The 21,716-nt window shown below is 55.1% G+C and carries 19 protein-coding genes and 2 tRNA genes; 12 read left to right on the forward strand and 9 right to left on the reverse strand.

The features are described from left to right. Window positions 1-9 precede the first annotated feature (9 nt). The 5 genes from KF947_RS17980 to KF947_RS18000 form a co-directional block, all read right to left on the reverse strand. Window positions 10-219 carry a tail protein X gene (locus KF947_RS17980; protein WP_413614110.1) on the reverse strand — a complete coding sequence of 70 codons (210 nt, stop codon included), beginning with the start codon at window positions 217-219 and terminating at the stop codon, window positions 10-12. After that, complete coding sequence (locus KF947_RS17985; protein WP_227404701.1) at window positions 216-701, reverse strand: head completion/stabilization protein; 486 nt, start codon at window positions 699-701, stop codon at window positions 216-218. Before KF947_RS17985 ends, KF947_RS17980 begins: the two co-directional genes overlap by 4 nt. Window positions 702-816: 115 nt before the next feature. Continuing rightward, the gene (gpM, locus tag KF947_RS17990; protein WP_227404702.1) at window positions 817-1,500 is read right to left on the reverse strand and encodes a phage terminase small subunit; all 684 of its coding nucleotides are present in this window, start codon (window positions 1,498-1,500) and stop codon (window positions 817-819) included. Between the two features lie 9 nt (window positions 1,501-1,509). Next, a complete protein-coding gene (locus KF947_RS17995; RefSeq protein WP_227404703.1) occupies window positions 1,510-2,556 on the reverse strand; it encodes a phage major capsid protein, P2 family in 1,047 nt (348 codons plus the stop codon). A 15-nt stretch (window positions 2,557-2,571) separates the two neighbouring features. Beyond that, complete coding sequence (locus KF947_RS18000; protein ID WP_227404704.1) at window positions 2,572-3,390, reverse strand: GPO family capsid scaffolding protein; 819 nt, start codon at window positions 3,388-3,390, stop codon at window positions 2,572-2,574. Between the two features lie 147 nt (window positions 3,391-3,537). On the opposite strand from KF947_RS18000, the gene KF947_RS18005 reads away from it, so the two are divergent. The 3 genes from KF947_RS18005 (at window position 3,538) to KF947_RS18015 (ending at window position 7,252) form a co-directional block, all read left to right on the forward strand. Continuing rightward, a complete protein-coding gene (locus KF947_RS18005; RefSeq protein WP_227404705.1) occupies window positions 3,538-5,316 on the forward strand; it encodes a terminase large subunit domain-containing protein in 1,779 nt (592 codons plus the stop codon). Then, window positions 5,313-6,359 (forward strand): phage portal protein, encoded by a 1,047-nt coding sequence (locus KF947_RS18010; protein ID WP_227404706.1) that lies wholly within the window; start codon window positions 5,313-5,315, stop codon window positions 6,357-6,359. The genes KF947_RS18005 and KF947_RS18010 overlap by 4 nt, the downstream gene beginning before the upstream one ends. A gap of 131 nt (window positions 6,360-6,490) precedes the next feature. Further along, on the forward strand, window positions 6,491-7,252 hold the full coding sequence (locus KF947_RS18015) for a DNA adenine methylase (RefSeq protein ID WP_227404707.1): 762 nt from the start codon (window positions 6,491-6,493) through the stop codon (window positions 7,250-7,252). A 50-nt stretch (window positions 7,253-7,302) separates the two neighbouring features. On the opposite strand, the gene KF947_RS18020 is transcribed toward KF947_RS18015, so the two are convergent. Further along, a complete protein-coding gene (locus KF947_RS18020) occupies window positions 7,303-7,527 on the reverse strand; it encodes a DUF2188 domain-containing protein (RefSeq protein ID WP_227404708.1) in 225 nt (74 codons plus the stop codon). A 1,012-nt stretch (window positions 7,528-8,539) separates the two neighbouring features. After that, entirely contained in the window at window positions 8,540-9,346 is an 807-nt protein-coding gene (locus KF947_RS18025; protein WP_133731122.1) for a sulfite exporter TauE/SafE family protein, read from the reverse strand. A 221-nt stretch (window positions 9,347-9,567) separates the two neighbouring features. Between KF947_RS18025 and KF947_RS18030 the strand changes: the two genes are divergently transcribed. After that, window positions 9,568-10,164 carry a hypothetical protein gene (locus KF947_RS18030; protein ID WP_227404709.1) on the forward strand — a complete coding sequence of 199 codons (597 nt, stop codon included), beginning with the start codon at window positions 9,568-9,570 and terminating at the stop codon, window positions 10,162-10,164. 5 nt (window positions 10,165-10,169) lie between these two features. Here KF947_RS18030 and KF947_RS18035 read toward each other — a convergent pair whose 3' ends face one another. Continuing rightward, on the reverse strand, window positions 10,170-10,694 hold the full coding sequence (locus tag KF947_RS18035; RefSeq protein ID WP_035563045.1) for a helix-turn-helix domain-containing protein: 525 nt from the start codon (window positions 10,692-10,694) through the stop codon (window positions 10,170-10,172). 303 nt (window positions 10,695-10,997) lie between these two features. On the opposite strand from KF947_RS18035, the gene gltX reads away from it, so the two are divergent. The 3 genes from gltX (at window position 10,998) to KF947_RS18050 (ending at window position 12,854) form a co-directional block, all read left to right on the forward strand. Further along, the gene (gltX, locus tag KF947_RS18040; RefSeq protein ID WP_227404710.1) at window positions 10,998-12,482 is read left to right on the forward strand and encodes a glutamate--tRNA ligase; all 1,485 of its coding nucleotides are present in this window, start codon (window positions 10,998-11,000) and stop codon (window positions 12,480-12,482) included. Between the two features lie 121 nt (window positions 12,483-12,603). Then, window positions 12,604-12,679 (forward strand) — tRNA-Ala (locus KF947_RS18045). A 99-nt stretch (window positions 12,680-12,778) separates the two neighbouring features. Next, window positions 12,779-12,854, forward strand: a tRNA-Glu gene (locus KF947_RS18050). A 616-nt stretch (window positions 12,855-13,470) separates the two neighbouring features. Here the strand turns inward: KF947_RS18050 and gltA are convergent. Next, window positions 13,471-14,757, reverse strand: a complete 1,287-nt coding sequence (gene gltA, locus KF947_RS18055; RefSeq protein ID WP_133731118.1) for a citrate synthase — start codon at window positions 14,755-14,757, stop codon at window positions 13,471-13,473. Window positions 14,758-15,258: 501 nt separating this feature from the next. Here gltA and sdhC point away from each other — a divergent pair. From sdhC to KF947_RS18080, 5 genes are all read left to right on the forward strand, one after another. Beyond that, entirely contained in the window at window positions 15,259-15,636 is a 378-nt protein-coding gene (sdhC, locus tag KF947_RS18060; RefSeq protein WP_196518187.1) for a succinate dehydrogenase, cytochrome b556 subunit, read from the forward strand. Then, on the forward strand, window positions 15,630-15,977 hold the full coding sequence (gene sdhD / locus KF947_RS18065; protein ID WP_035577578.1) for a succinate dehydrogenase, hydrophobic membrane anchor protein: 348 nt from the start codon (window positions 15,630-15,632) through the stop codon (window positions 15,975-15,977). Before sdhC ends, sdhD begins: the two co-directional genes overlap by 7 nt. A gap of 4 nt (window positions 15,978-15,981) precedes the next feature. Further along, window positions 15,982-17,754 (forward strand): succinate dehydrogenase flavoprotein subunit, encoded by a 1,773-nt coding sequence (gene sdhA, locus KF947_RS18070; RefSeq protein WP_223287809.1) that lies wholly within the window; start codon window positions 15,982-15,984, stop codon window positions 17,752-17,754. Between the two features lie 27 nt (window positions 17,755-17,781). Continuing rightward, window positions 17,782-18,492 carry a succinate dehydrogenase iron-sulfur subunit gene (locus KF947_RS18075; RefSeq protein WP_009287296.1) on the forward strand — a complete coding sequence of 237 codons (711 nt, stop codon included), beginning with the start codon at window positions 17,782-17,784 and terminating at the stop codon, window positions 18,490-18,492. 388 nt (window positions 18,493-18,880) lie between these two features. Continuing rightward, window positions 18,881-21,715 carry a 2-oxoglutarate dehydrogenase E1 component gene (locus KF947_RS18080; protein ID WP_133731354.1) on the forward strand — a complete coding sequence of 945 codons (2,835 nt, stop codon included), beginning with the start codon at window positions 18,881-18,883 and terminating at the stop codon, window positions 21,713-21,715. Window position 21,716: the final 1 nt, after the last annotated feature.

Here is a 21,716-nt window from a genome sequence, read left to right on the forward strand (position 1 = left end):
TTTAAAACGTTAATCCCACAGGTTCACCGTGGGGGCGCGTTGGGTGGCCTGGGGAATGACGGGCATCGTGACGGGCGTGCCGTGGGGCAGCACCGGCCCTAGTTCCGCCAGCCACGGGTTGGCAGCCAGCACCTGTTCGGTGACACCTCGTGTGGTGCCGTAAAAGCGGTAGCAGATGGCATCGAGCGTGTCGTGTTGCTCAGCGTGCATCAGGGTCATATCAGCTCGACCGTGCTGTGCGGCCGGCCTTCGATCTCGCTGATCGCCCAGGCGGCATCGCGGCGGTAACCGTCAGCGGGATCTTGCAAACGTTCGCTGCGCTCCCGGCCGCTGTTGGTGGCGTCGTAATCCGCGTAGCGTTCCAGCAGGCTGGCGTGGGCAGTGGAGTAAACAGCGCGCAAATAGAGCACGTTGAAGACTTCAGGCGTTTGCCAGACCGGAATCGGCAACGCTTCCATGGTGGGGTAGCCCGCCTCGACCTTGGCCTGCTGCCAGTGGCGCAGTACTCGGTTCACGGTGGCCATGGCGGCTTTCAGAGCGGTTTCAATGCGGGCGTTGGTTATGGTGGTATCCAGCCGGTGGGTTTCCCGGAAGTCGCTGGGCTGGATCGCCGGCCAGAAGCCATTATTTTCGAGATGGTTTTCGATGGTGGTGGCTTCGGTTGCGCTGCTGGTGGTGCCTGCCGAGATAAAGCTGCTCATCGGGTTACCTCTTTATAGTGGCCGCTTATGTAAAAGGGGGTGGGCGGCGTTCGAACGTGGGCGTTGAAACGCCTGGCTCTTACGTCGCGCCCCCTGACGTCGGCGGTCGACTCGGTTAGCTGTCAGCCTTGGGCTGCGCAGCGTTTTGTTTCAGCTCGCGTTCCAGGCGCTCAAGATCTTTCTTCACACCTATGCGGTCGTTGAGTGATAAAGCGCGCTCCAGATTGACCTGGGCATCTTCCAGTTGGCCGGTCGCCCGGCAGGCGTAGCCCAGCGCTTTGTGCAACTTGGCGCGGATCTGATCGTGCATATCCGCATCACGGGTGAGCAGCTCTACATCGATCAAGTGAAGAAGTAAGGCGCCGCTATCAACGTCCTCTTCATCCAGCTGTTTAAGCGCTTGATCGGCGACCTCTTCGGCAATAATCGCGGCGGTGCCACGCTCGAATTGATCCGGCGGGGTGAGGCCGTGCTTGATGGCGTACTTGGCGATCGCAATGGCACCGGCGAGGTCGCCGGCATCGATTCGCCAGAGCATTACCCGCATCAGTACGTCGTCCTGGGCGCCTTGTCCGGCTTCCAAAACGCCGGTGATGTACTCGGCGTACTTGGGCAGGATCTCGCGCTTGATCTCGGCTTTGCGCTCCTTTGATTGCGTGGATTTGAGCAGGCGGTAGTCTTCAAACAGCGCGGCTTGCATGAGCTCGAAGGCTTCGCCCTGCATGGGGGCTTCGCCCGCGTCAGCGGCTGCCTGGGCAGCGCTGACGCGTTCAAAGTGACGGCGGGCTGGGCTGGTCATTGTGTCTCCTTAACCGTTCAGCGCTGCCGGAGACAGCTCGATGTTTTCCACCAGGCAGCCCGCACCGAAGTCCTCCACCACGTAGGCGTCGTTAGAGGACTCGAAGTTTTCCACGCGGTTACGCCGTGGGTTCTCGGTGAAGTAACGGCGGCGGGCGCCGTTCTGCCAGTAGACCGAGAGGTTATCCAGGGTGGTGACCATCAGCGCGTTATCAGGGAAGAAGGGCACATCCATGCCTTGCAGCCCGCCGATGCGTTTCTGGCTGATGACCAGGTCGGCGGCCATCTGCTCGGTGGGCGGTAGCTGGTTTAGCAAAGGGAAGTATTTATCTGACATCAGGTTGCGGCCGAGGATGACCACCAACCCTGGGAGCTTGCGGAACCAGGGGGCGATCAAGCTGTTCACGACGTCATAGACCAGCGCATCCAGCGTGGAGTAGTCGCCCACGATGCCAGGTTCGTTTGCGTTGGCCGTTGGATCGATCAGCACCTTGCCGTTGGTTTTGCCGTCCTTCATCACCCGCGCCGGGGCCTGGGTGCGGTAATGCTGCAGCCAGCCGATGTTGACGTCTTCCAGGTAGGGATTGGCCACCGGATCGGTTTGGGTCGCGGCGGAGGTGCCGTTGAAGCCGATCATCATTCGATCCAGCGCCTGTTGGCGAACGATCACATCGCGCACCATGGCCTGGAAGTTGGGGAACTTGGCCCATGCATCCAGCTTGGCGTAGCCCAGGTGAGTGTCGAATTCGGTCATTCGGCACTCGTAGCCTTGGGCATCCAGCGTTGTGAGGTCGCGGGTTTTGCGATCCTGGTTGTTGACGTTGGTGCGGGCGGCGATAGGGCCGGTAACACCCAGGGCGAGTTTTTCGCCTTTCAGTTCATCGACGCCGACCATGTTGATGCGCGAGAGGAAGTCGCTGGACTCCTGGATGCGCTTTTCCAGCCGCTGCTGGATGGTGGGGTCGACGGCGAATTTCTGGGTGGCGTCCGGGACGCCGTTAAGCTTCGCCACCTGTGCGGCGAAACTGTTGAAGTGCGTGCGGGTATCGTTGCGCATGGGCTTGGGCGTCTCTTAGCAGTCGGTTTCGATGGTGCCGTCGTTGCCGGTGGCAGGCGTGCGCGACGGGCGGTTGGGGGTGTTGTCGAGCTGGGAATAGAGCGCGTCGAACTCTTCTTTCAGCGTTTCGTGGGCGCTTTTGAGCTCAGCAAAGGCGGCCTGGGTAGGGCGCTTTTTAAGCGCTTCGCTGAGTGCCTGGTGTTTTTCCACGAACAGGCCGAGGGTCTCTTCCAGATCGGCGCGGAAGGCAGCGAAGCCAGCTTCTGTTTTGGCGTCCTGCTTTTTGAACAGCGCTTTGACGCGCTCGGCCAGTGACGGGCCTTTCTCTTCCTGTTCCTCTTCCTCGCTGAATGAGAGCACGGTTTCGATAGCTTCAGAGAAGAGGTTTTCCGGGCGCTGCTTGCGGGCGGCCAGCGGGGAGTTCTTACCTTCCGACGCGCTGAACTTGAGCATGGAAGTGCCGAGAGAGGCGGGGGAGTCGGTGACGGCCAGGCCAACCAGGTAGGCTTCGCCGGAGTCGGCAAAGTCGAGGTCGATCTCCATGGAGGTGTAAATCTTCTGGCGTTTCTCGACCATGGCTTTGAGCTCATCGGTCGGGTCGATCTCGGCGTATAGGCCGAGCTTGCCGTCGTCGCCTTCTTCGGTTTTGAGCGCGGTGACATCGCCGTAAGCTTTGAAGGGGCCTTCCGGTAACAGACCTTTGATGTGTTCCATATTGACCCGGCAGCCGTAGTTGTCGGGGTCGAAGTTGGCGGCCATTTGAGTGAGCCATTCGGCGCTGATGGTGCGGCCATCGGTGGTTGCGCCTTCTTTTGCAATGCGGTGCCAGGGCATGAGCGGGCCTCAGTGTGTGGGTTGGGCGTTTGGCTGCGGTCAGGTTCCCCGCACACGCGGCTTGGCTCAATGAGGGCTGGGTGTAAGTGGCGTGACTTACACCGGGCGGGGCAATCGTGGCTGCTCCGGCGCGGGTACGCTGGCGGCATGACGCCTCAAGCCAACATCGACGACGATCACTACCGCCTCTCTGCCCGCCATCTTTTTTGGATGGGGTGGCGGATTGCGCGCATTGCCGAGTTCCTGGATATCCCCCGGGCGACCATTGATTCGTGGAAAAAGCGCGACGCCTGGGACGATGCGACGCCGACCCAACGGGTAGAGGGGGCACTGGAAGCGCGCCTGGTGCAGCTGATTTGGAAGGAGCAGAAAGAGGGCAAGGATTTTAAGGAGATCGACCTGCTGGGCCGCCAGATCGAGCGGTTAGCGCGGGTGCATAAGTACCAGGGCAGCGGGAAGGAGAGCGACCTTAATCCCAACATCGAGCGCCGTAACGAAGGGCCGAAGCGTAAGCCTGCCCGTAACGATGTGGGTGACGAGGGCGTCATTCAGATTGTCGAGGCGTTCGAGGCCTCGCTGTTTGATTACCAGCGGGGCTGGTACCGGGCGGGCCAGCATGAGCGGATTCGTAACCTGCTCAAGTCGAGGCAGATCGGTGCCACCTGGTACTTCGCCCGGGAAGCGATCGCCGATGCCATGGAGACCGGTAAGAACAAGATCTTCATGAGCGCGAGTAAGGCTCAGGCGCATATTTTCCGTCACTACATCGTGCAGTTTGTGAAGGAGGTGACCGGGGTGGAGCTCAAGGGCGACCCCATCATTCTCGCCAATGGCGCGGAGCTTCACTTTCTCGGTACCAACGCCAAAACCGCCCAGGGCTACCACGGCGATACCTACTTAGACGAATACTTCTGGATTCATGGCTTCGAGACGTTCCGTAAGGTGACGTCGGGCATGGCGATGCACAAGAAGTGGAAACAGACCTACTTCAGCACGCCATCGTCCGTGGCCCATGAGGCGTACCCGTTCTGGACCGGGGACCGGTTCAACAAACGCCAGAAAAAAGCCGACCGGGTGAAGATTGACGTAAGCCACGCGGCGCTGAAAGCAGGGGCACGCGGGCCGGATGGCCAATGGCGGCAGATTGTGACCATTGAGGATGCGATCGCCGGGGGCTGTGACCTGTTCGACATCGATCAGCTGCGCCTTGAGTACTCGGATGACGAGTTTGCGAACCTGTTGATGTGCGAGTTCGTGGACGACACGCAAAGTGCCTTCCCGCTGGCGATGATGCAGCGCTGCATGGTGGATAGCTGGGATGCTTGGCGGGATTTGAAACCCTTCGCACCGCGGCCCTATGGCGAGCATCCGGTGTGGATTGGTTACGATCCGGCCGGAGATGGTGAAGATGGCGATGGGGCTGGCCTTGTTGTGGTCGCACCACCAAAAACCGCCGATAGCAAGCACCGTATTCTGGAGCGCCACCGCCTTAAAGGCCGCGATTATGAGGCTCAATCGGAGTTTATCCGCAGTGTGACGCGCCGCTATAACGTGACCTTTATCGGCATTGATACTTCGGGCCTAGGCGAAGCCGTGGCACAGCTGGTGGCGAAGTTCTTCCCCACCGTGACCCGTTACCGCTATACCCCGGAAATGAAGTCGCGCCTGGTTATGCAGGCCCAGCAGATCATTAACAAGGGGCGTCTTGAATTCGATGCTGGGTGGGTGGATCTCGCCCAGTCGTTTATGGCGATCCGCCGGGAGCTGACCGCCTCCGGTCGCCAAATGACTTACACCGCCGGGCGCAATAACCAGACCGGCCACGCTGACCTGGCGTGGGCGACCATGCATGCCTTACACAATGAACCACTCGATGGCCCGGTCGATCACGGCACGGGCCGTTCCCTAATGGAGTTATACGGATGAGCGAAGCGGCAGCAGCGCAGAAGCCGCGGGTACGCGTGCCTGCTTACGTGAAAGACACCGAGACCACAGCCGCGCCTGCCAAGGCGGAGGCGTTCAGCTTTGGCGAGCCGACGCCGGTGATCGATGGCTATGATTTTTTCTACACCGGCTGCTGGATGCTGGGGAATGAGTGGTACGAGCCACCGGTGGATTTTCCGGCGCTGGCCCAGACCTATCGCGCCACGGCGCACCATGGCTCGGCCATTCAGGTGAAGCGCAATATCCTGGTGCGTTCGTTCATTCCCCACCCGTTGCTCAGCCGCCAGGCGTTTAGTGCGCTGGCCACCGATTACCTGGTGTTCGGCAACTGCTACCTGGAGCGGATCTTCGGGCGCTTGGGTCGGCTGCTGGCACTGAAACCAGCGCGGGCGAAATACGTGCGCCGCGGGGCGGATCTTAGCCGCTACTTCTGGGTGCCCAACTGGTCGGATCGCAGCGAGTTCGACGAGGGCAGCATCATTCACTTACTGGAACCAGACATTAACCAAGAGGTTTACGGCGTGCCGGATTACCTGGGCGCGCTGCAGTCGATCTACCTGAACGAAAACGCCACGCTGTTCCGACGCAAGTATTACCTAAATGGCTCCCACGCGGGCTTTGTGATGTACGTCTCCGACGCTGCCCACAACCAGGAGGATATCGACGCCATGCGCACCGCACTGAAGGAGTCGAAGGGCGTGGGAAATTTCCGCAACCTGTTCCTCTACAGCCCCAACGGCAAAAAAGACGGCATCCAGATCATTCCCATCAGCGAGGTGGCCGCCAAGGATGACTTCGCCGCAATCAAAAATATTACCCGCGATGACCAGCTAGCCGGCCACCGCATTCCCCCGCAGCTAATGGGCATCATCCCCAACAACACTGGCGGCTTCGGCGACGTGGAGAAAGCCGCCAAGGTGTTCGTCACTAATGAGCTAGAGCCCGTGCAGGCGGTGTTCAGTGAGATCAATGATGTGCTGGGGGAGGAGGTGATTCGGTTTAGGGAGTATTCGTTGGAGCCATAAATAAAAAAAGCGCCTGGCGTGACCAGGCGCACATCGCTCGTTTCATCCCTGAAAACAGTGGGAGCGTCCCGGCCTCGCAAGCGATACCCACTACTGTATATAAATACTGTATATTTGAACAGGTGTCATGGATGATGAATCGACCGATATTGCCCTGGATGGGCGGCAAGCGACGCTTAGCCAAACAGATCCTACCGCTCTTCAAACCTCATACTGCCTACGTGGAACCGTTCTGCGGCGGTGCCGCGCTCTTCTTCATGAAAGCACCCAGCAAAGTGGAAGTGATCAACGACGCGCATGGGGAGTTGGTAAACCTCTATCGAGTGGTGAAGCACCACCCTGATGAGCTGGTAAAGCAGTTCCGCTGGGGGCTGATCAGCCGGGAAGAGTACCTCACTCAAAGAGAGATCGACCCACGCCACCTAACCGATATCCAACGGGCGGCGCGTTTTTTCTATCTGCAAAAGCTAGCCTTCGGCGGCAAAGTGAGCGGCCAGACGTTTGGCACTTCTGCGGTTTCCCCACCACGAATGAACCTACTGCGCATTGAGGAAGATCTCAGCGCCGCACACCTGCGCCTGGCTCGTACCGTGGTTGAGCATCTGGATTGGGCGGAGTGCATCAAACGCTACGATCGGGAAGGCACGCTGTTCTACCTCGACCCACCGTATTGGGGCACCGCAGGCTACGGCTGTGACTTCCCGCTTGAGGAGTATTACCGGATGGGTGAGCTAGCCCGAACAGGGCAGGGGCAGTTCGTGATCAGCGTAAACGATACGCCCGAGATGCGTGATGCGTTCCAGGGCTTGACGTTTCGTACCACTGAAATTCGGTACACGGTAGGGCAGCAGGCAACTGGCCCACGTGGCGAGCTAATAATCACTAATAGCTGAGCCGAGAGCCACCCTCAAAAGTAAGCCGCCCAGTTAAGGGCGGCTATATTTTATCCAGTAGCCTGAGGATGGCGGCAGCTATCACTATAGATTCGCTCTTCTAGGATGCTGCCATCCTCTTGGTAGATCTCAACGACACCGTCTTTACCTACCATGTACTCTTGCATAAACAAGATGATCTTCTCTTGAGTATCAGCGCGCCCAGTAGCCAAACTGGCATCTGCTCTCTGAAACTTCCATTCATGACCCTCTTTCGAGATGTGGTAATTGTCCACTTACACCTCCTGTTGATTAATTTTCAACAATCAACACTAGACCATACAAAACAGTCTTGCCTCCCCCAGCCGCGCCGTCGACTCCCCGCCCCGCCTGCGCGCTAAACCTGTGTGTTTTTATGCACCCATGCACTAGCTAACAAGCCGCCCCGGTGCTGGGCTTTATAGCCCTGTTACTGGCGTGTTTTCTCATGCGAAATCTTGCGAAATTAATGGAGTAACACTGGACAAGGAGGTCACGGGGGTAACCTCCCAGAAAGCATGGGGGTCTCGGAAAAAGGTAATCTAGGTAATTTGGCCTTTTTTCGTTTGTAAGCTTTTGTTTTTACTTGTTTTTAAGATTACCTCTAAAAGGTAATAAAAGGTGATCCAAAAGGTAATCTTAAAGCAAGTAACTGAAAATATTGAGATTTATAAAAACAAGAATTTACCTATTTAAAAGGTAATGTGGTTACCTATTGATCACCTTTTTATTACCTTTTGAACGACTGTTTTAATTATATATAAATCAATATTTTACTGTGTATTTTCAGGATTGGTTACCTTTATTACCTTTTTCCGAGACCCCCAAACATTCTGAAGCACCCTTACGCATGATGCGCACGCACACGCGTCACTCGAGTATCTGTTAGCAAAAGGGAAACAGAACAAAAGCGCTATTTAGTTGGCACAAATTTGGTACTTGTTCTTAACGAGAGGCTTAACGGCGGGGTTTCGTTCTAATCCATCATGGGCGCGACGGAGAAAGTTCTATCCAGCTCCGGGCGGGCAATGCCAGACTTCATGCGGGTTCGCGCGGTTGTGTTATCATTCATAGCTGTTCATGTTTACAGTGGTTTGGCGGCGTTTTTCATGGTTCGTTGGTATATATTTGGTACTTGAGCCGCTTTCGATTTGTACATCTGAGAGGCAAGTATGGCAACGGTTCGCAAGCGCCGTAAAAAGGACGGCAGTTTCTCATATACTGCCCATTTTAGCATTCTCAGAAAGGGCCATACGCTGAAGCCTGTGTTTAAGCCGTAAACACCGCATACACCATCTGCAGTGCCAGCCCCATCAGCATAAAAGCGAATACTCGTTTGAGGAGATTGACGGGTAGTCTATGCGCTAACCTTGCTCCGATAGGGGCGGTAAGAATACTGAAGGGAGCCATTAGCAGTAGCGCGGGCAGGTAAACATAGCCGAGCGCCGCACTCGGCAGCCCAGCTGTACTCCAACCATTAATGATGTAGCCCAGTGCCCCGGCAATCGCGATAGGGAGCCCTACGGCTGCGGAGGTGCCAATTGCGCGGGGTAGCTTGACGTTGCACCAGGTGAGGAAAGGCACTGTGAGTGAGCCACCGCCAATGGCGACGAGTGCTGAAATGCCGCCGATGCCCAGGCCCACACCGCTTACGCCGAGAGGGCCAGGTAGGCTGCGGCTCGGTTTGGGCTTAATGTTTGCCAGCATCTGGAGCGACATTAACACCATAAAGCAGGCGAAAAAGATGGCTAGGCCGCGGGTAGGGAGCAATGCAGCGATAAAGGTCGCCAAAAAAGTGCCGATTAATATGCCGGGGGTGATAAAGCGCACGATGTCCCAGCGAACGGCACCGTGCCGGTGGTGGGAGAACAAACTAGCAGTAGAGGCAGGAATGATGGCCGCCATGGCGGTGCCTAAGGCCAAGTGGGCAAGGTGTTCGTGGGGCACGCCTTGGAGTACAAAAAGGGAGGTGAGAATCGGCACCATAATGCCGCCACCGCCAATCCCCAATAAACCTGCCATCAAACCTACAAAACCGCCCAGTGCTACATAGGCCAACCACCAAATGATGTCCAAAGCCGCTGCTCCTAAAAGTGTCTTGTTAGCATGATAAGCATATTGTACCTGAAGCGGTGCCTGTAGCGGGGCCAATACAAGTATTCCACTGTGGTAGCAGCTATGCAGTGGTAAGCTGCTAGGAGCCTGACAGGCGGAACGCTGATCTACTGAAAATTCGTGTGCTTTTCGCGACGATCGGTCAAGCCTGAAAGGCTCCGGGGCAATATTTTGGAGTGCATATGCGCAATGTATTAAGCAGTGTTGGTGTGTTGATGATATCCGTTGCGCTATTGGCAGGCTGTAGCGAAACAGACAAGCCGAGTGAGCCAGTATCAACAACTGAGCAAACATCAACTCCTGAGTCCACAGCTGCTGAGATAGACGTGGTTGCGGCAGAAGAAGTGGCGCCTCTTGTCGTCGAGATAACGGCGCATGTATCGCTGCGCAGCGATCGACGGTTAATGGTGGAAGGTGAAAGCAACTTGCCTGATGAGACGCTGGTGCAAATTATTGTCGAGCGCGAGATCAGCAGCGTCCGTTGGCGTGAGCGGACACGTATAGGGGATGGGGAATTCGCAGCAGGGCCATTTGGGCCTGGCAGTGGCTTACCCGATGGTGGCTATATAGTGCAGGTTGAGGTTTCCGAAGGCAGTGTGCAGCCGGAAGCCGTTCAGGCGCGTATTGGCCAAGAGGGCCAGCTCCTGGCGGGAGAGCTGGTAAATCAATCCCGCCACGGGCTGGGCCAAGTGGCCACCTACTCACGGCGCTTCTTGGTGGGGAGTGAGCCAAGGCAAACGCGTGACCAGGTGGAAGTGCTAGAGAGTCCGGGGAGGTAGACGCTTTAGGCAGGATGCCAATGGGCTAACAGTACTGCATGAATCGATGTGTCGCTTGGGGCTTTGGCGAAGTGCTCAATGACGAAACGATCGTCGCGTTGCACTACATAGTGGCCCGCTTTGTGAAACACATGGGTTGGCCCAAGCAGCAGAAGATCACCAGCATTAACGGGTGAAAAATCTGTACCTTGGCCGGGTGTTGCCATCACGCACGGTGCTTTCCAGTCGATGTTCAGCGGGAGATGACTGGGCACTTTAATGGTCGTTGCCTGCACCTGTTCCCAGGGGAGGGGGCCAGTATGGGTCAACGTTAATAGCTCGGGGGCGCTATCACCTTCCAATAGAGTTGCCAGGGAGCAGTCGAGTGCATCAGCGAGCGCAACGAGGCGTTCGTGACCGATCTGTTTGATCGCCCCAGATTCCCAATAAGAAATGGTGACATCTGACACGCCAACTTTGCGTGCGAGGGCAGCTTTGTTGAGCTTGGCCCTAAGCCGCAGTTGCTTGATACGTGAGCCTAGCGATTCCATTTCGTCTTCCTGATGATGAGCTAACAAGCTCGTTGAATGACTGCCACTACAATAATTTCATCTAATATAGATAGTGGCGCTAAGAACATACGTTATTGGTCTGTCTCAAGCTTGGGGTATGCACCCAAGGTGTTGCTGCAGAGCCATACTAAGCGATTGTGCTTTAGCGCGCATTAGTGGACAAATAACGTTGAGTTAATTTCTCTGACGCTTTCTTGCGCTAGTCGTTCCCTGGGCAACGCTGTTGGTTGCGCCTAAGGTGCGTATAATATCGCCATGCATTTTTGCCAATAGGACGTTTTCATGACCGTACGTACTCGCATCGCACCTTCTCCCACTGGAGACCCCCACGTTGGTACGGCCTACATCGCGCTTTTTAACCTCTGTTTTGCGCGTCAGCATGGTGGCCAATTTATACTGCGTATTGAAGACACGGATCGGGTGCGTTCTACACCTGAATCGGAACAGATGATTCTTGATTCACTGCGCTGGCTGGGTCTTGAGTGGGATGAAGGCCCGGACGTTGGCGGCCCCCACGGCCCTTATCGGCAAAGCGAGCGTGGCGATATATATGCTCAATACGCCCAGCAGTTGTTGGATGCCGGGCATGCATTTAAGTGTTACCGCACCAGTGAAGAGCTTGATGAGTTGCGTGAAACCCGCAAAGCCGCGGGCTTGCAACTGGCATTGAAGCCTGCCGACTTGGCATTGGAGAGCCAGGAGCAAGCACGACGTGAACAGGAAGGGTGGCCTTTCGTGGTGCGTATGAACGTGCCCGCCGAAGGCGTTTGTGTGGTCAATGATATGCTGCGCGGTACGATTGAAGTGGAGTGGGCGCAGGTGGACGCGCAAATTCTGCTTAAGTCAGACGGCATGCCCACTTACCACCTCGCCAATGTGGTCGACGATCATCTAATGGCGATCACCCATGTATTGCGTGGGGAGGAGTGGATTAACTCCGCACCAAAGCATCAATTGCTGTATGAGTATTTTGGTTGGGAAATGCCGCAACTTTGTCACATGCCGCTGCTGCGCAACCCGGATAAATCCAAGCTCTCGAAGCGCAAGAACCCGACCTCCATCAATTACTACCGCCGGATGGGCTTTTTACCCCAGGCCGTTACCAACTATTTGGGGCGGATGGGATGGTCGATGCCTGATGAACGCGAAAAATTCAGCCTGCAAGAGATGATGGCAGAGTTCGACGTTCAACGTGTCTCGTTAGGTGGCCCGGTGTTTGACCTGGAAAAACTGACCTGGCTGAACGGTGTTTATATCCGTGAAGATCTGGACGACGATGCCCTGTTGAGCGCCCTTCGCGACTGGGCCTTCAATGAAGCCTATGTTAAGCAGATCCTGCCGCAGGTTCGGCCACGGGTAGAGACGCTCTCCCAGGTAATGCCCTTGGCAGGGCACTTCTTCTCAGGCCTTCCGGCGCTAACAAAAGAGTCGTTTGATAGCGTGAAGCTCGAGGAAGAGGAGCTGGTTAAACTGCTCCAGTTCCTTGTTTGGCGGTTCGAGGGCGTTTCGGCTTGGCACAAAGAGGCGCTGCTGAGCGAAGTGAAGATACTGGCTGAGTATTTTGATTTGAAAATGAAGGCTTTCCTTGCCCCGGTGTTTATTGCTATTACCGGCAGCACCTCCAGTACCTCTGTGATGGACGCTATGGCAATTCTTGGCTCTGACGTTACCCGGGCGCGGCTGCGTAGTGCGATAGAGGTTTTAGGCGGCGTCTCGAAAAAACAGGCGAAGCGCTTTGAAAAGGAGTACCGGGAAATAGTTTCGTGAGATCGCTTAACCGCGCTTGATCTAGCGTTAGCGCCAATTTCTTAACCGTAAGGAATTGGCGTTTTACTAGTTGACGAAGGCCTGGGGAATCAGTATTATACGCTCCGTCTTCGCGACATGTGGGGCCTTAGCTCAGCTGGGAGAGCGCAACACTGGCAGTGTTGAGGTCAGCGGTTCGATCCCGCTAGGCTCCACCAATTCATATAGCTATTTAAACGTAGCGTGTGGATAGCCGCTCAAGAAGTCATGCTTTAAGCGTCATATTGCTTCAAAGCGATTTATAGTTAGTGTTATACGTCCCATTCGTCTAGTGGTCTAGGACACCGCCCTTTCACGGCGGTAACAGGGGTTCGAACCCCCTATGGGACGCCACTGCTTCAGTACCCTTCCTAATCGTTTATTTCTCTGGCAATGAGTCCTCTCATCTGCTGGCTTTTTGTATTCCTGTCGTTCACGAAAAAGCTACAAATCGTCAATTTTTGGACGATTTTGTGCTTGACTTGTCCACTTTTGCGATTCTGGTTTAAAGGTTGTGCACAACCCCTTGTTGTTGACGCAAAAAATCTTCAACAGAACTTAAACTGTTAAAAAACAATGACTTATGGAAGGTTAAAAAATAACCAATTTAAGGCTGGCCCACTGCCCATGGCGATTTCGGGACGTTTTGAAGTGGTTGTGAACAGGGTTATCCACAGATAGTGTGGAAAACCCTTGGCAAGATCCAGAAGCAAAAAAGTCAAGCGATAATAGGGTCGAATTAGGCGTTTTTGAAGTCCTTCACTGGTGCATCTGACTATCGCCGTGGCCTAAGCTAAGAAAGGGCAAGGGGTAGCCTCTAAGGGGAGAGCTTGCTCATGGCATCGGTAGTTAGTGATTGGTCGTGAGCGCGTGTGGTGGCACGTTGCTGGTCTATGAGCCAGGTTAATCAGCCCATACGCAAAAGGCCACCCGAAGGTGGCCTTTGATCTTACTATCAAACGGGGATGATTTATTTTTTTGGGTAGTCCCGCTGGTCGTGGCCAATATAGAGCTGACGCGGGCGACCAATTTTGTAACTTTCGCTGAGCATTTCGTGCCAATGAGAGATCCAGCCAATAGTGCGCGATACTGCGAAGATCACGGTGAACATATTGGTTGGGATACCCATGGCTTTCAAAATGATGCCTGAGTAGAAATCCACGTTGGGGTACAGCTTACGCTCAATGAAGTACTCGTCTTCAAGGGCGATTTGCTCAAGACGCTTAGCGATTTTGAGCTGCGGGTCGTCGGCCATGCCAAGCTCTGCAAGAACTTCGTCGCAGGTCTCTTTCATTACCTTGGCGCGCGGGTCAAAGTTGCGATAAACGCGGTGACCAAAGCCCATCAGCTTGAACGGGTCGTCCTTATCCTTGGCTTTATCAACAAAGCGCTGGATGTTCTCTTCGGAGTCTTCACCGATTTCGTCAAGCATGGCCAGCACGGCTTCGTTTGCGCCGCCGTGAGCGGGGCCCCAAAGTGCCGCGATACCTGCGCTAATACAAGCGAATGGGTTGGCGCCCGTGGAGCCTGCTAGGCGTACAGTTGAGGTAGAGGCGTTCTGCTCATGATCCGCATGCAACATAAAGATGCGATCCATGGCTTTCGCGTATACCGGGTTGATTTTGTACTCTTCGCAAGGGTTACTGAACATCATGTAGAGGAAGTTCTCTGCATAGCTCAGATCGTTACGCGGATAGTTAAACGGCTGGCCCACATTATATTTGTGGGACATGGCCGCCAGCGTAGGCATTTTGGCAATCAGGCGAATCGCGCTAATGACACGATCTTCTTCTTGAGTAATGTCCATGTGGTCATGGTAGAAAGCCGCTAAGCCGCCTACTACGCCGCACAAGATAGACATCGGGTGCGCATCGCGGCGGAACCCTTTAAAGAAGTTATTGATTTGATCGTGAACCATGGTGTGGTTACGAATGCGCGATTCAAAATCTGCGTACTGCTCGTCGTTGGGCAGCTCACCAAATAGCAAGGTGTAGCACACCTCGACGAAATTAGACTCTTTGGCCAGTTGGTCGATGGGGTAGCCGCGATGAAGCAGTACGCCCTTGCCACCATCAATATAAGTGATGGCAGACTGGCAGGAAGAGGTGGCCATAAAGCCGGGGTCGTAGGTGAACAGGCCTTCCGCGCCTAAACCGCGTACGTCGATGACGTCGGGGCCAAGTGTGCCGGAATACATGGGTAGATCGATCGGTTTATCCAGACCGCCTACCGTCAATGTCGCTTTCCTGTCAGCCATGCTGGCCTCCTTTCGAATTCGGGTTGGGACGTAAAGTCATTGCTGCGCATACCGCGCCGGCGAAAAGGCTTGCCCACTATAGAAGCGTGCGACATTTTGTCAATTAGCCTAAGCGCTAGCTACAGGTTGTACAAATATTGTTGTTGTGGATAATTTTTGTATATGATGAAAAAGCCTAGATTATGGCGAAGCGTCAGAAGATTGACGATAGGCTAATATGATATGTTAACAGGCTTATCAAATTGCTAATCTACTGTCACTATAACCATGCTGCAGCGCAAAATCGACACAGGGTGAAGACAATTTTCTTGCACCATAGTCGAGTTAGCCCTGAGTTCGGTTTGTAAGCGAGGGCGAAGGTTCTTATAATCCACGGCGCGCGACCGGCAGGTAGGTGGTCGTGCCCGACTTGGCAACGGCCGAGCCCCTTCCAGCAACCACCGCCCGCTCGGGCCATGCCCGACCTGTCGCAGAGCGGGCCAAGAGAGTGTGTACAAAGCCGTGAATAGCAAACGACCCGTAAACCTAGACCTTACTACGATACATTTCCCACTGCCGGCGCTGACGTCGATCACACACCGTATCACTGGTGTCATCCTGTTCGTTGGCTTGATTTTCGCTTTTTGGGCGCTGGGTAAATCCTTGTCATCTCCGGCGGGTTTCGACGCCGTTAGCGATGCTCTGGCCAATAATTTTTTGGCTAAATTGATTGCTTGGGGGCTGTTATCCGCACTGGCATTTCACTTTGTCGCAGGTATCAAACACCTGCTGATGGATGCCGACATTGGTGTAACCCTTGAGGGTGGCGTTAAAAAAGCGCAGATCACCGTCGTGGTCAGCGCCGTTCTGATTATTCTGGCAGGAGTTTGGGTATGGTAACCAACATTACAAGTTTTGGCCGTAGTGGGCTTTCTGACTGGCTGATGCAGCGCGTTTCTGCTGTTATTTTGGCCCTCTACACGGTCTTTATCGTTGCCTTCCTGCTGTTTAATCCGAACCTCGACTACTACGCGTGGAGCGGCCTATTCAGCCAGACGTGGATGCGGATTTTCTCGCTACTGGCTTTCGTCGCCATAGCGGCACACGCCTGGATCGGTCTGTGGACCGTTACCACCGACTATCTCAAGTCCACTCGCCTGCGCGTGGGTGCCCAAGCTGTCATCATTCTGGGCATTTTCGTGTACTTGGTGTGGGGCATTCAAATTTTGTGGGGAGCTTGATTACATGTCTAATCTGCGTAGCCTGACGTTTGACGCCATTATCATTGGTGGCGGTGGCTCTGGCCTGCGAGCCGCTCTGGAACTGGCGAAGTCCGGTAAAAAGACGGCCGTGTTATCGAAAGTTTTCCCGACCCGCTCTCACACCGTTTCTGCCCAGGGTGGTATCACCTGCGCTATCGCGTCTGATGATCCCAACGACGATTGGCGCTGGCACATGTACGACACCGTTAAAGGTGGCGATTATATCGCTGACCAGGACGCGGCTGAATATATGTGTTCCGAAGGTCCGAAAGCGGTATTTGAGCTTGAGCACATGGGGCTGCCGTTCTCGCGTTTAGATAACGGCCGCATTTATCAGCGCCCGTTCGGTGGCCAGTCGAAGAACTTTGGTGAAGGCGGCCAGGCGGCGCGTACCTGTGCAGCGGCTGACCGTACCGGGCATGCGCTGCTGCATACGCTCTACCAGAACAACCTGAAGAACAACACCGTGTTCCTCAACGAGTGGTACGCGGTGGATTTGGTCAAAAACGCCAGCGGTGATGTGGTCGGCTGTATTGCCATGTGCATCGAGACGGGCGAAGTGGTTCACGTTAAGTCCAAGGCCACGGTATTAGCCACTGGTGGTGCTGGTCGTATTTACGCTTCGACCACCAATGCGTTGATCAACACCGGTGACGGTATTGGTATGGCACTGCGTGCGGGCTTCCCGATGCAGGACATGGAAATGTGGCAGTTCCACCCGACCGGTATTTACGGCGCGGGCACGCTGGTCACAGAAGGCTGCCGCGGTGAGGGTGGCTACCTGATCAATAAAGACGGCGAGCGCTTCATGGAACGCTACGCGCCGAACGCCAAAGACTTGGCGGGCCGCGACGTTGTCGCCCGCTCGATGGTCATGGAAATTCTGGAAGGTCGCGGCTGCGGCGAGAAGGGCGACCACGTCTTCCTGAAGCTTGATCACCTGGGCGAAGAAGTTCTTGGCAAGCGCCTACCGGGTATTGTTGAGCTTTCTAAGACCTTCGCTCATATCGACCCGGCGAAAGATCCGATCCCGGTTGTACCGACTTGCCACTACATGATGGGCGGTATTCCGACCAATATTCATGGTCAGGCTATTACCATGGACGAAAACGGTAAGGATCATATCGTTAACGGCCTGTTTGCCTGTGGTGAAGCAGCGTGTGTATCGGTTCACGGTGCCAACCGCTTGGGCGGTAACTCACTGCTGGATCTGGTGGTCTTTGGTCGTGCCGCGGGTATGTTTATCGAAGGCGCGCTGAACGAAGGTATTGAGTATCTGGACGCTTCCGAGTCTGACATTGAGTCGGCCATGAAGCGGATCACGCGCTGGAACGAGTCTGAAGGTGGCGAAAGCATTCCTGAGCTGAAAGCAGAGCTTCAGGAAATCATGCAGACCTCTTTCGGCGTATTCCGCGAAGAGAAAAACATGCTGGAAGGCGTCGACAAGCTAGCGCTACTGCGCGAGCGCATCGCCAATGCCCACCTACCTGACAAGTCCAACGCCTTCAACACTGCCCGTGTAGAAGCACTGGAACTGGATAACTTGATGGAAGTGGCAGAAGCGACGGCGATCGCTGCCCTTGAGCGTAAAGAGAGCCGCGGCGCCCACTCGCGCTACGACTATCCAGACCGTGATGACGTCAACTGGCTGAAGCACTCGCTCTTCTTCCCGGCGACGAAAGAGCTGAAAAAACGCGACGTTAACTTCAAGCCGAAAACTGTTGATACGTTCGAGCCTAAGGTTCGTACCTACTAAACGCCGCATAGACGAGAGGGAGTCACTATGTCCAATCTTCAGGTATCCGTATACCGCTACAATCCGGAAACCGACTCCGCACCTTACATGCAGGAGTTTCAGGTCGATACCAAAGGCCGCGATGTGATGGTGCTGGATGTTCTTCATATGATGAAGGAGCAAGACAGCGGTTTGGCGTTTCGACGCAGTTGCCGTGAAGGTGTCTGCGGTTCTGACGGCATGAACATGAACGGCAAAAACGGCTTGGCGTGTATCACGCCGCTGTCAGACGTTGTGAAAAACAACAAGCTGACACTGCGTCCGCTGCCAGGCCTGCCGGTTATTCGCGATATGGTCGTGGATATGGGGCTGTTCTATAAACAGTACGAGCGTATTCAGCCGTACCTGCAGAACGACACGCCTGCGCCGGCCATTGAACGCCTGCAGTCGCCAGAAGAACGCGACAAGCTAGATGGCTTGTATGAGTGTATTCTATGCGCATGCTGTTCAACATCTTGCCCGTCGTTCTGGTGGAACCCAGAGAAGTTCGTTGGACCAGCCGGTTTGCTACAATCTTACCGCTTCCTGGCCGATTCACGTGACACGGCTACCAGCGAGCGGTTGAGCAACCTGGAAGACCCGTTCTCGGTATTCCGTTGCCGTGGCATCATGAACTGTGTAGCGGTTTGCCCAAAAGGCCTTAACCCTACTCGGGCGATTGGTAAAATTCGCGAAATGTTACTCGCTGATGCTACCTAAGCCTATGACATCTGAGTAAAAAAGCGTCTGCCACTTAAGTTGGGTGATAATGCCACTTAAATCATGACGCTTCGCTTGTTATCATAGGGTTTGTCACGCGGTGCGGCGTCACGTCGCACTGCTGATCAGACAAGTTTGAAAGCCGGTGCCTGAGGTACCGGCTTTCGAGCATGAACTGAAGACGAAACACTGAATGACCGCTAGAAACACAGTATGACCGCTAGATGTAACATCAAGCGTTAGATGAAGAATAGCTAGACGAACAGGGTTTCCGGCCGTTGGCCGGCGCCGCCGGCAAATGTCCCGCCCCGCCGGCAGGGCAATAGCGATGTCGCCGCATGTTTGCGACGATACCGATACCACCCCATCAGTGCAGGGTGACCGAGAGATGCAACAAGGCATAATGGAGTTGATGTGGCGTTCCTCTCACGTTAGTGGCGGCAATGTTCACTACGTGGAAGCGCTTTACGAGCAGTACCTCGCCGATCCTGAGTCTGTCCCTGACGAATGGCGCAGCTATTTTGACCAGTTGCCGCGTCCCGAGGGCAGTGCCTCCCACGATGTTCCACTTAGCCCCGTGCGTGATCAGTTCTACCAGTTGGGGCGCGAAAGTCGCCCGGGCCGGGTAGTCGCCGCTGCCGATAGCGGTGAAAACAAAAAGCAGGTAAAAGTCCTGCAGCTGATTAACGCTTACCGCTTCCGTGGCCATCAAAAGGCCAATATCGACCCGCTAGGACTGCGTAATCCCACCCCCGTCCCCGATCTCGATCTGTCCTTTCATCAGCTTTCCAAAGCTGACCTGGACACCGAGTTCCAAACCGGTTCTTTCTTTTTAGGTATCGACAAAGCGCCACTGCGTGACATCGTGGATGCGTTGGAGCGTACTTACTGCCGCTCCATCGGCTGCGAAATCATGCATATCGTCGATACGGAAGAGAAACGCTGGTTACAGCGGCGTTTTGAGTCGGTACGCAGTGCGCCTGATTTCAGTGCCGACGTGCGCAAGCACGTGCTGGAGCGCTTGACGGCCGCCGAAGGTTTGGAGAATTACCTGGCATCCAAGTATCCAGGTACCAAACGTTTTGGTCTTGAAGGCGGCGAATCGTTTGTGCCGATGATGGACGAACTTATCCAGCGTGCCGGTGGTTATGGCACCAAGGAAGTCGTCATTGGCATGGCGCACCGTGGCCGACTCAACCTGTTGGTCAATATTTTGGGAAAAAACCCAGCTGACTTGATTGATGAGTTCGACGGCAAGAAAGTCATCGAGCGCGGCTCAGGTGATGTGAAATACCACCAGGGTTTCAGTTCGAACGTCATGTCCCCAGGCGGCGAAGTCCATTTGGCGATGTCGTTTAACCCGTCGCACCTGGAAATTGTCGCACCTGTCGTAGAGGGCTCGGTGCGTGCCCGCCAAGATCGTCGTAACGACGAAGAGGGCAGCAAAGTGCTGCCGATCAACGTCCACGGCGATGCAGCGTTTGCCGGTCAAGGCGTGGTGATGGAGACATTCCAGATGTCCCAAACCCGTGCTTATAAAACCGGTGGCACCGTCCACATTGTGATTAACAACCAAGTGGGCTTCACCACCTCGCATCCATTGGATGCTCGCTCTACCGAATACTGCACTGATATTGCCAAGATGGTTCAAGCGCCTATTTTTCATGTCAATGGCGATGACCCGGACGCAGTGCTGCACGCCACCCAAGTAGCTCTTGATTACCGTCAGCAGTTTAAGAAAGACGTGGTGATCGATCTGGTCTGCTACCGTCGCCGTGGCCACAACGAAGCTGACGAGCCGTCAGGCACGCAGCCGATGATGTATGCCAAGATCAAAGATCACCCCTCTGCGCGCTCGCTGTATGCCAAGCGCTTGGTTGAACAGGGCGTGCTCTCTGAAGAGTCCGCCAAAGCGATGGTTGAAACCTATCGTGATGATCTAGTGGCAGGCAACCACGTTGCCAATGCATTGGTGCAAGAGCCTAACGCTTCGCTGTTCGTTGACTGGGCGCCTTACCTGGGCCACGAATGGTCTGGTGATGCCGACACGACGTTTGATATGAAGCGTCTGCAGCAGTTAGCGGCCCGCATGTGCGAGGTGCCGGATGGCGTCGACGTTCAGCGCCAAGTAGCCAAGATTTATGAAGATCGCCGTAAAATGCAGGCTGGCGGTCTGGCGCTTAACTGGGGCTTTGCGGAAACGCTTGCCTACGCCACCCTGCTCGATCAAGGCCATCCGATTCGGATTACCGGGCAAGACGTGGGCCGCGGTACTTTCTCCCACCGCCATGCGGTGGTGCATAACCAGAAAGATGGCACCACTTATGTTCCGCTGCAGAACATGGCCGATGGTCAGCCGCGTTTCACCATTCATGACTCCTTCCTTTCCGAAGAAGCGGTGCTGGCGTTTGAGTACGGCTACTCAACCACTGCGCCGAATGACTTGGTGATCTGGGAAGCTCAGTTTGGTGACTTCTTCAACGGCGCCCAGGTGGTCGTGGATCAGTTCATCTCGTCGGGCGAAACGAAGTGGGGTCGGGTGTGTGGTTTAACCATGCTGTTGCCACACGGCTACGAAGGCCAGGGCCCTGAGCACTCTTCGGCACGCCTGGAGCGCTTCCTGCAAATGTGTGCCGAGCACAACATGCAGGTCTGCGTCCCCACTACGCCTGCGCAGATTTATCATCTACTGCGTCGTCAGGTGATTCGTCCGCTGCGTAAGCCGCTAGTGGTGATGACACCTAAATCGCTGCTGCGTCATAAAGAAGCGATTTCGAGCCTTGAAGATCTGGCCCACGGCAAGTTCCACATGGTGCTCGCCGACCAGGCAGATCTGGCGCCGGAGAAGGTCACACGCGTTGTGCTATGTGCTGGCAAGGTCTACTACGACTTAGCCGCTTGGCGCGCTGAGAATGAGCGTCATGACACGGCAGTTGTGCGTATTGAGCAGCTATACCCCTTCCCGAAAGAAGAGCTACTGGAAGCGCTGCAAGACTATACCAACATAGAGGACATTGTGTGGTGCCAGGAAGAGCCGCTTAATCAGGGCGCTTGGTACTCCAGTCAGCACAATATGCGTGCAGTGGCCGATATGCTGAAAGATGGCCTTGGCCGCGAGTTGAAATTTGCAGGACGTCCTGCCTCTGCTGCTCCGGCAGCTGGCTATATGTCCGTCCACACTGAACAGCAGCGCCAGCTGGTGGAAGACGCTTTTAATTTATAAG

The organism is Halomonas sp. FeN2 (assembly GCF_020595105.1).
Classification (GTDB): domain Bacteria; phylum Pseudomonadota; class Gammaproteobacteria; order Pseudomonadales; family Halomonadaceae; genus Vreelandella; species Vreelandella neptunia.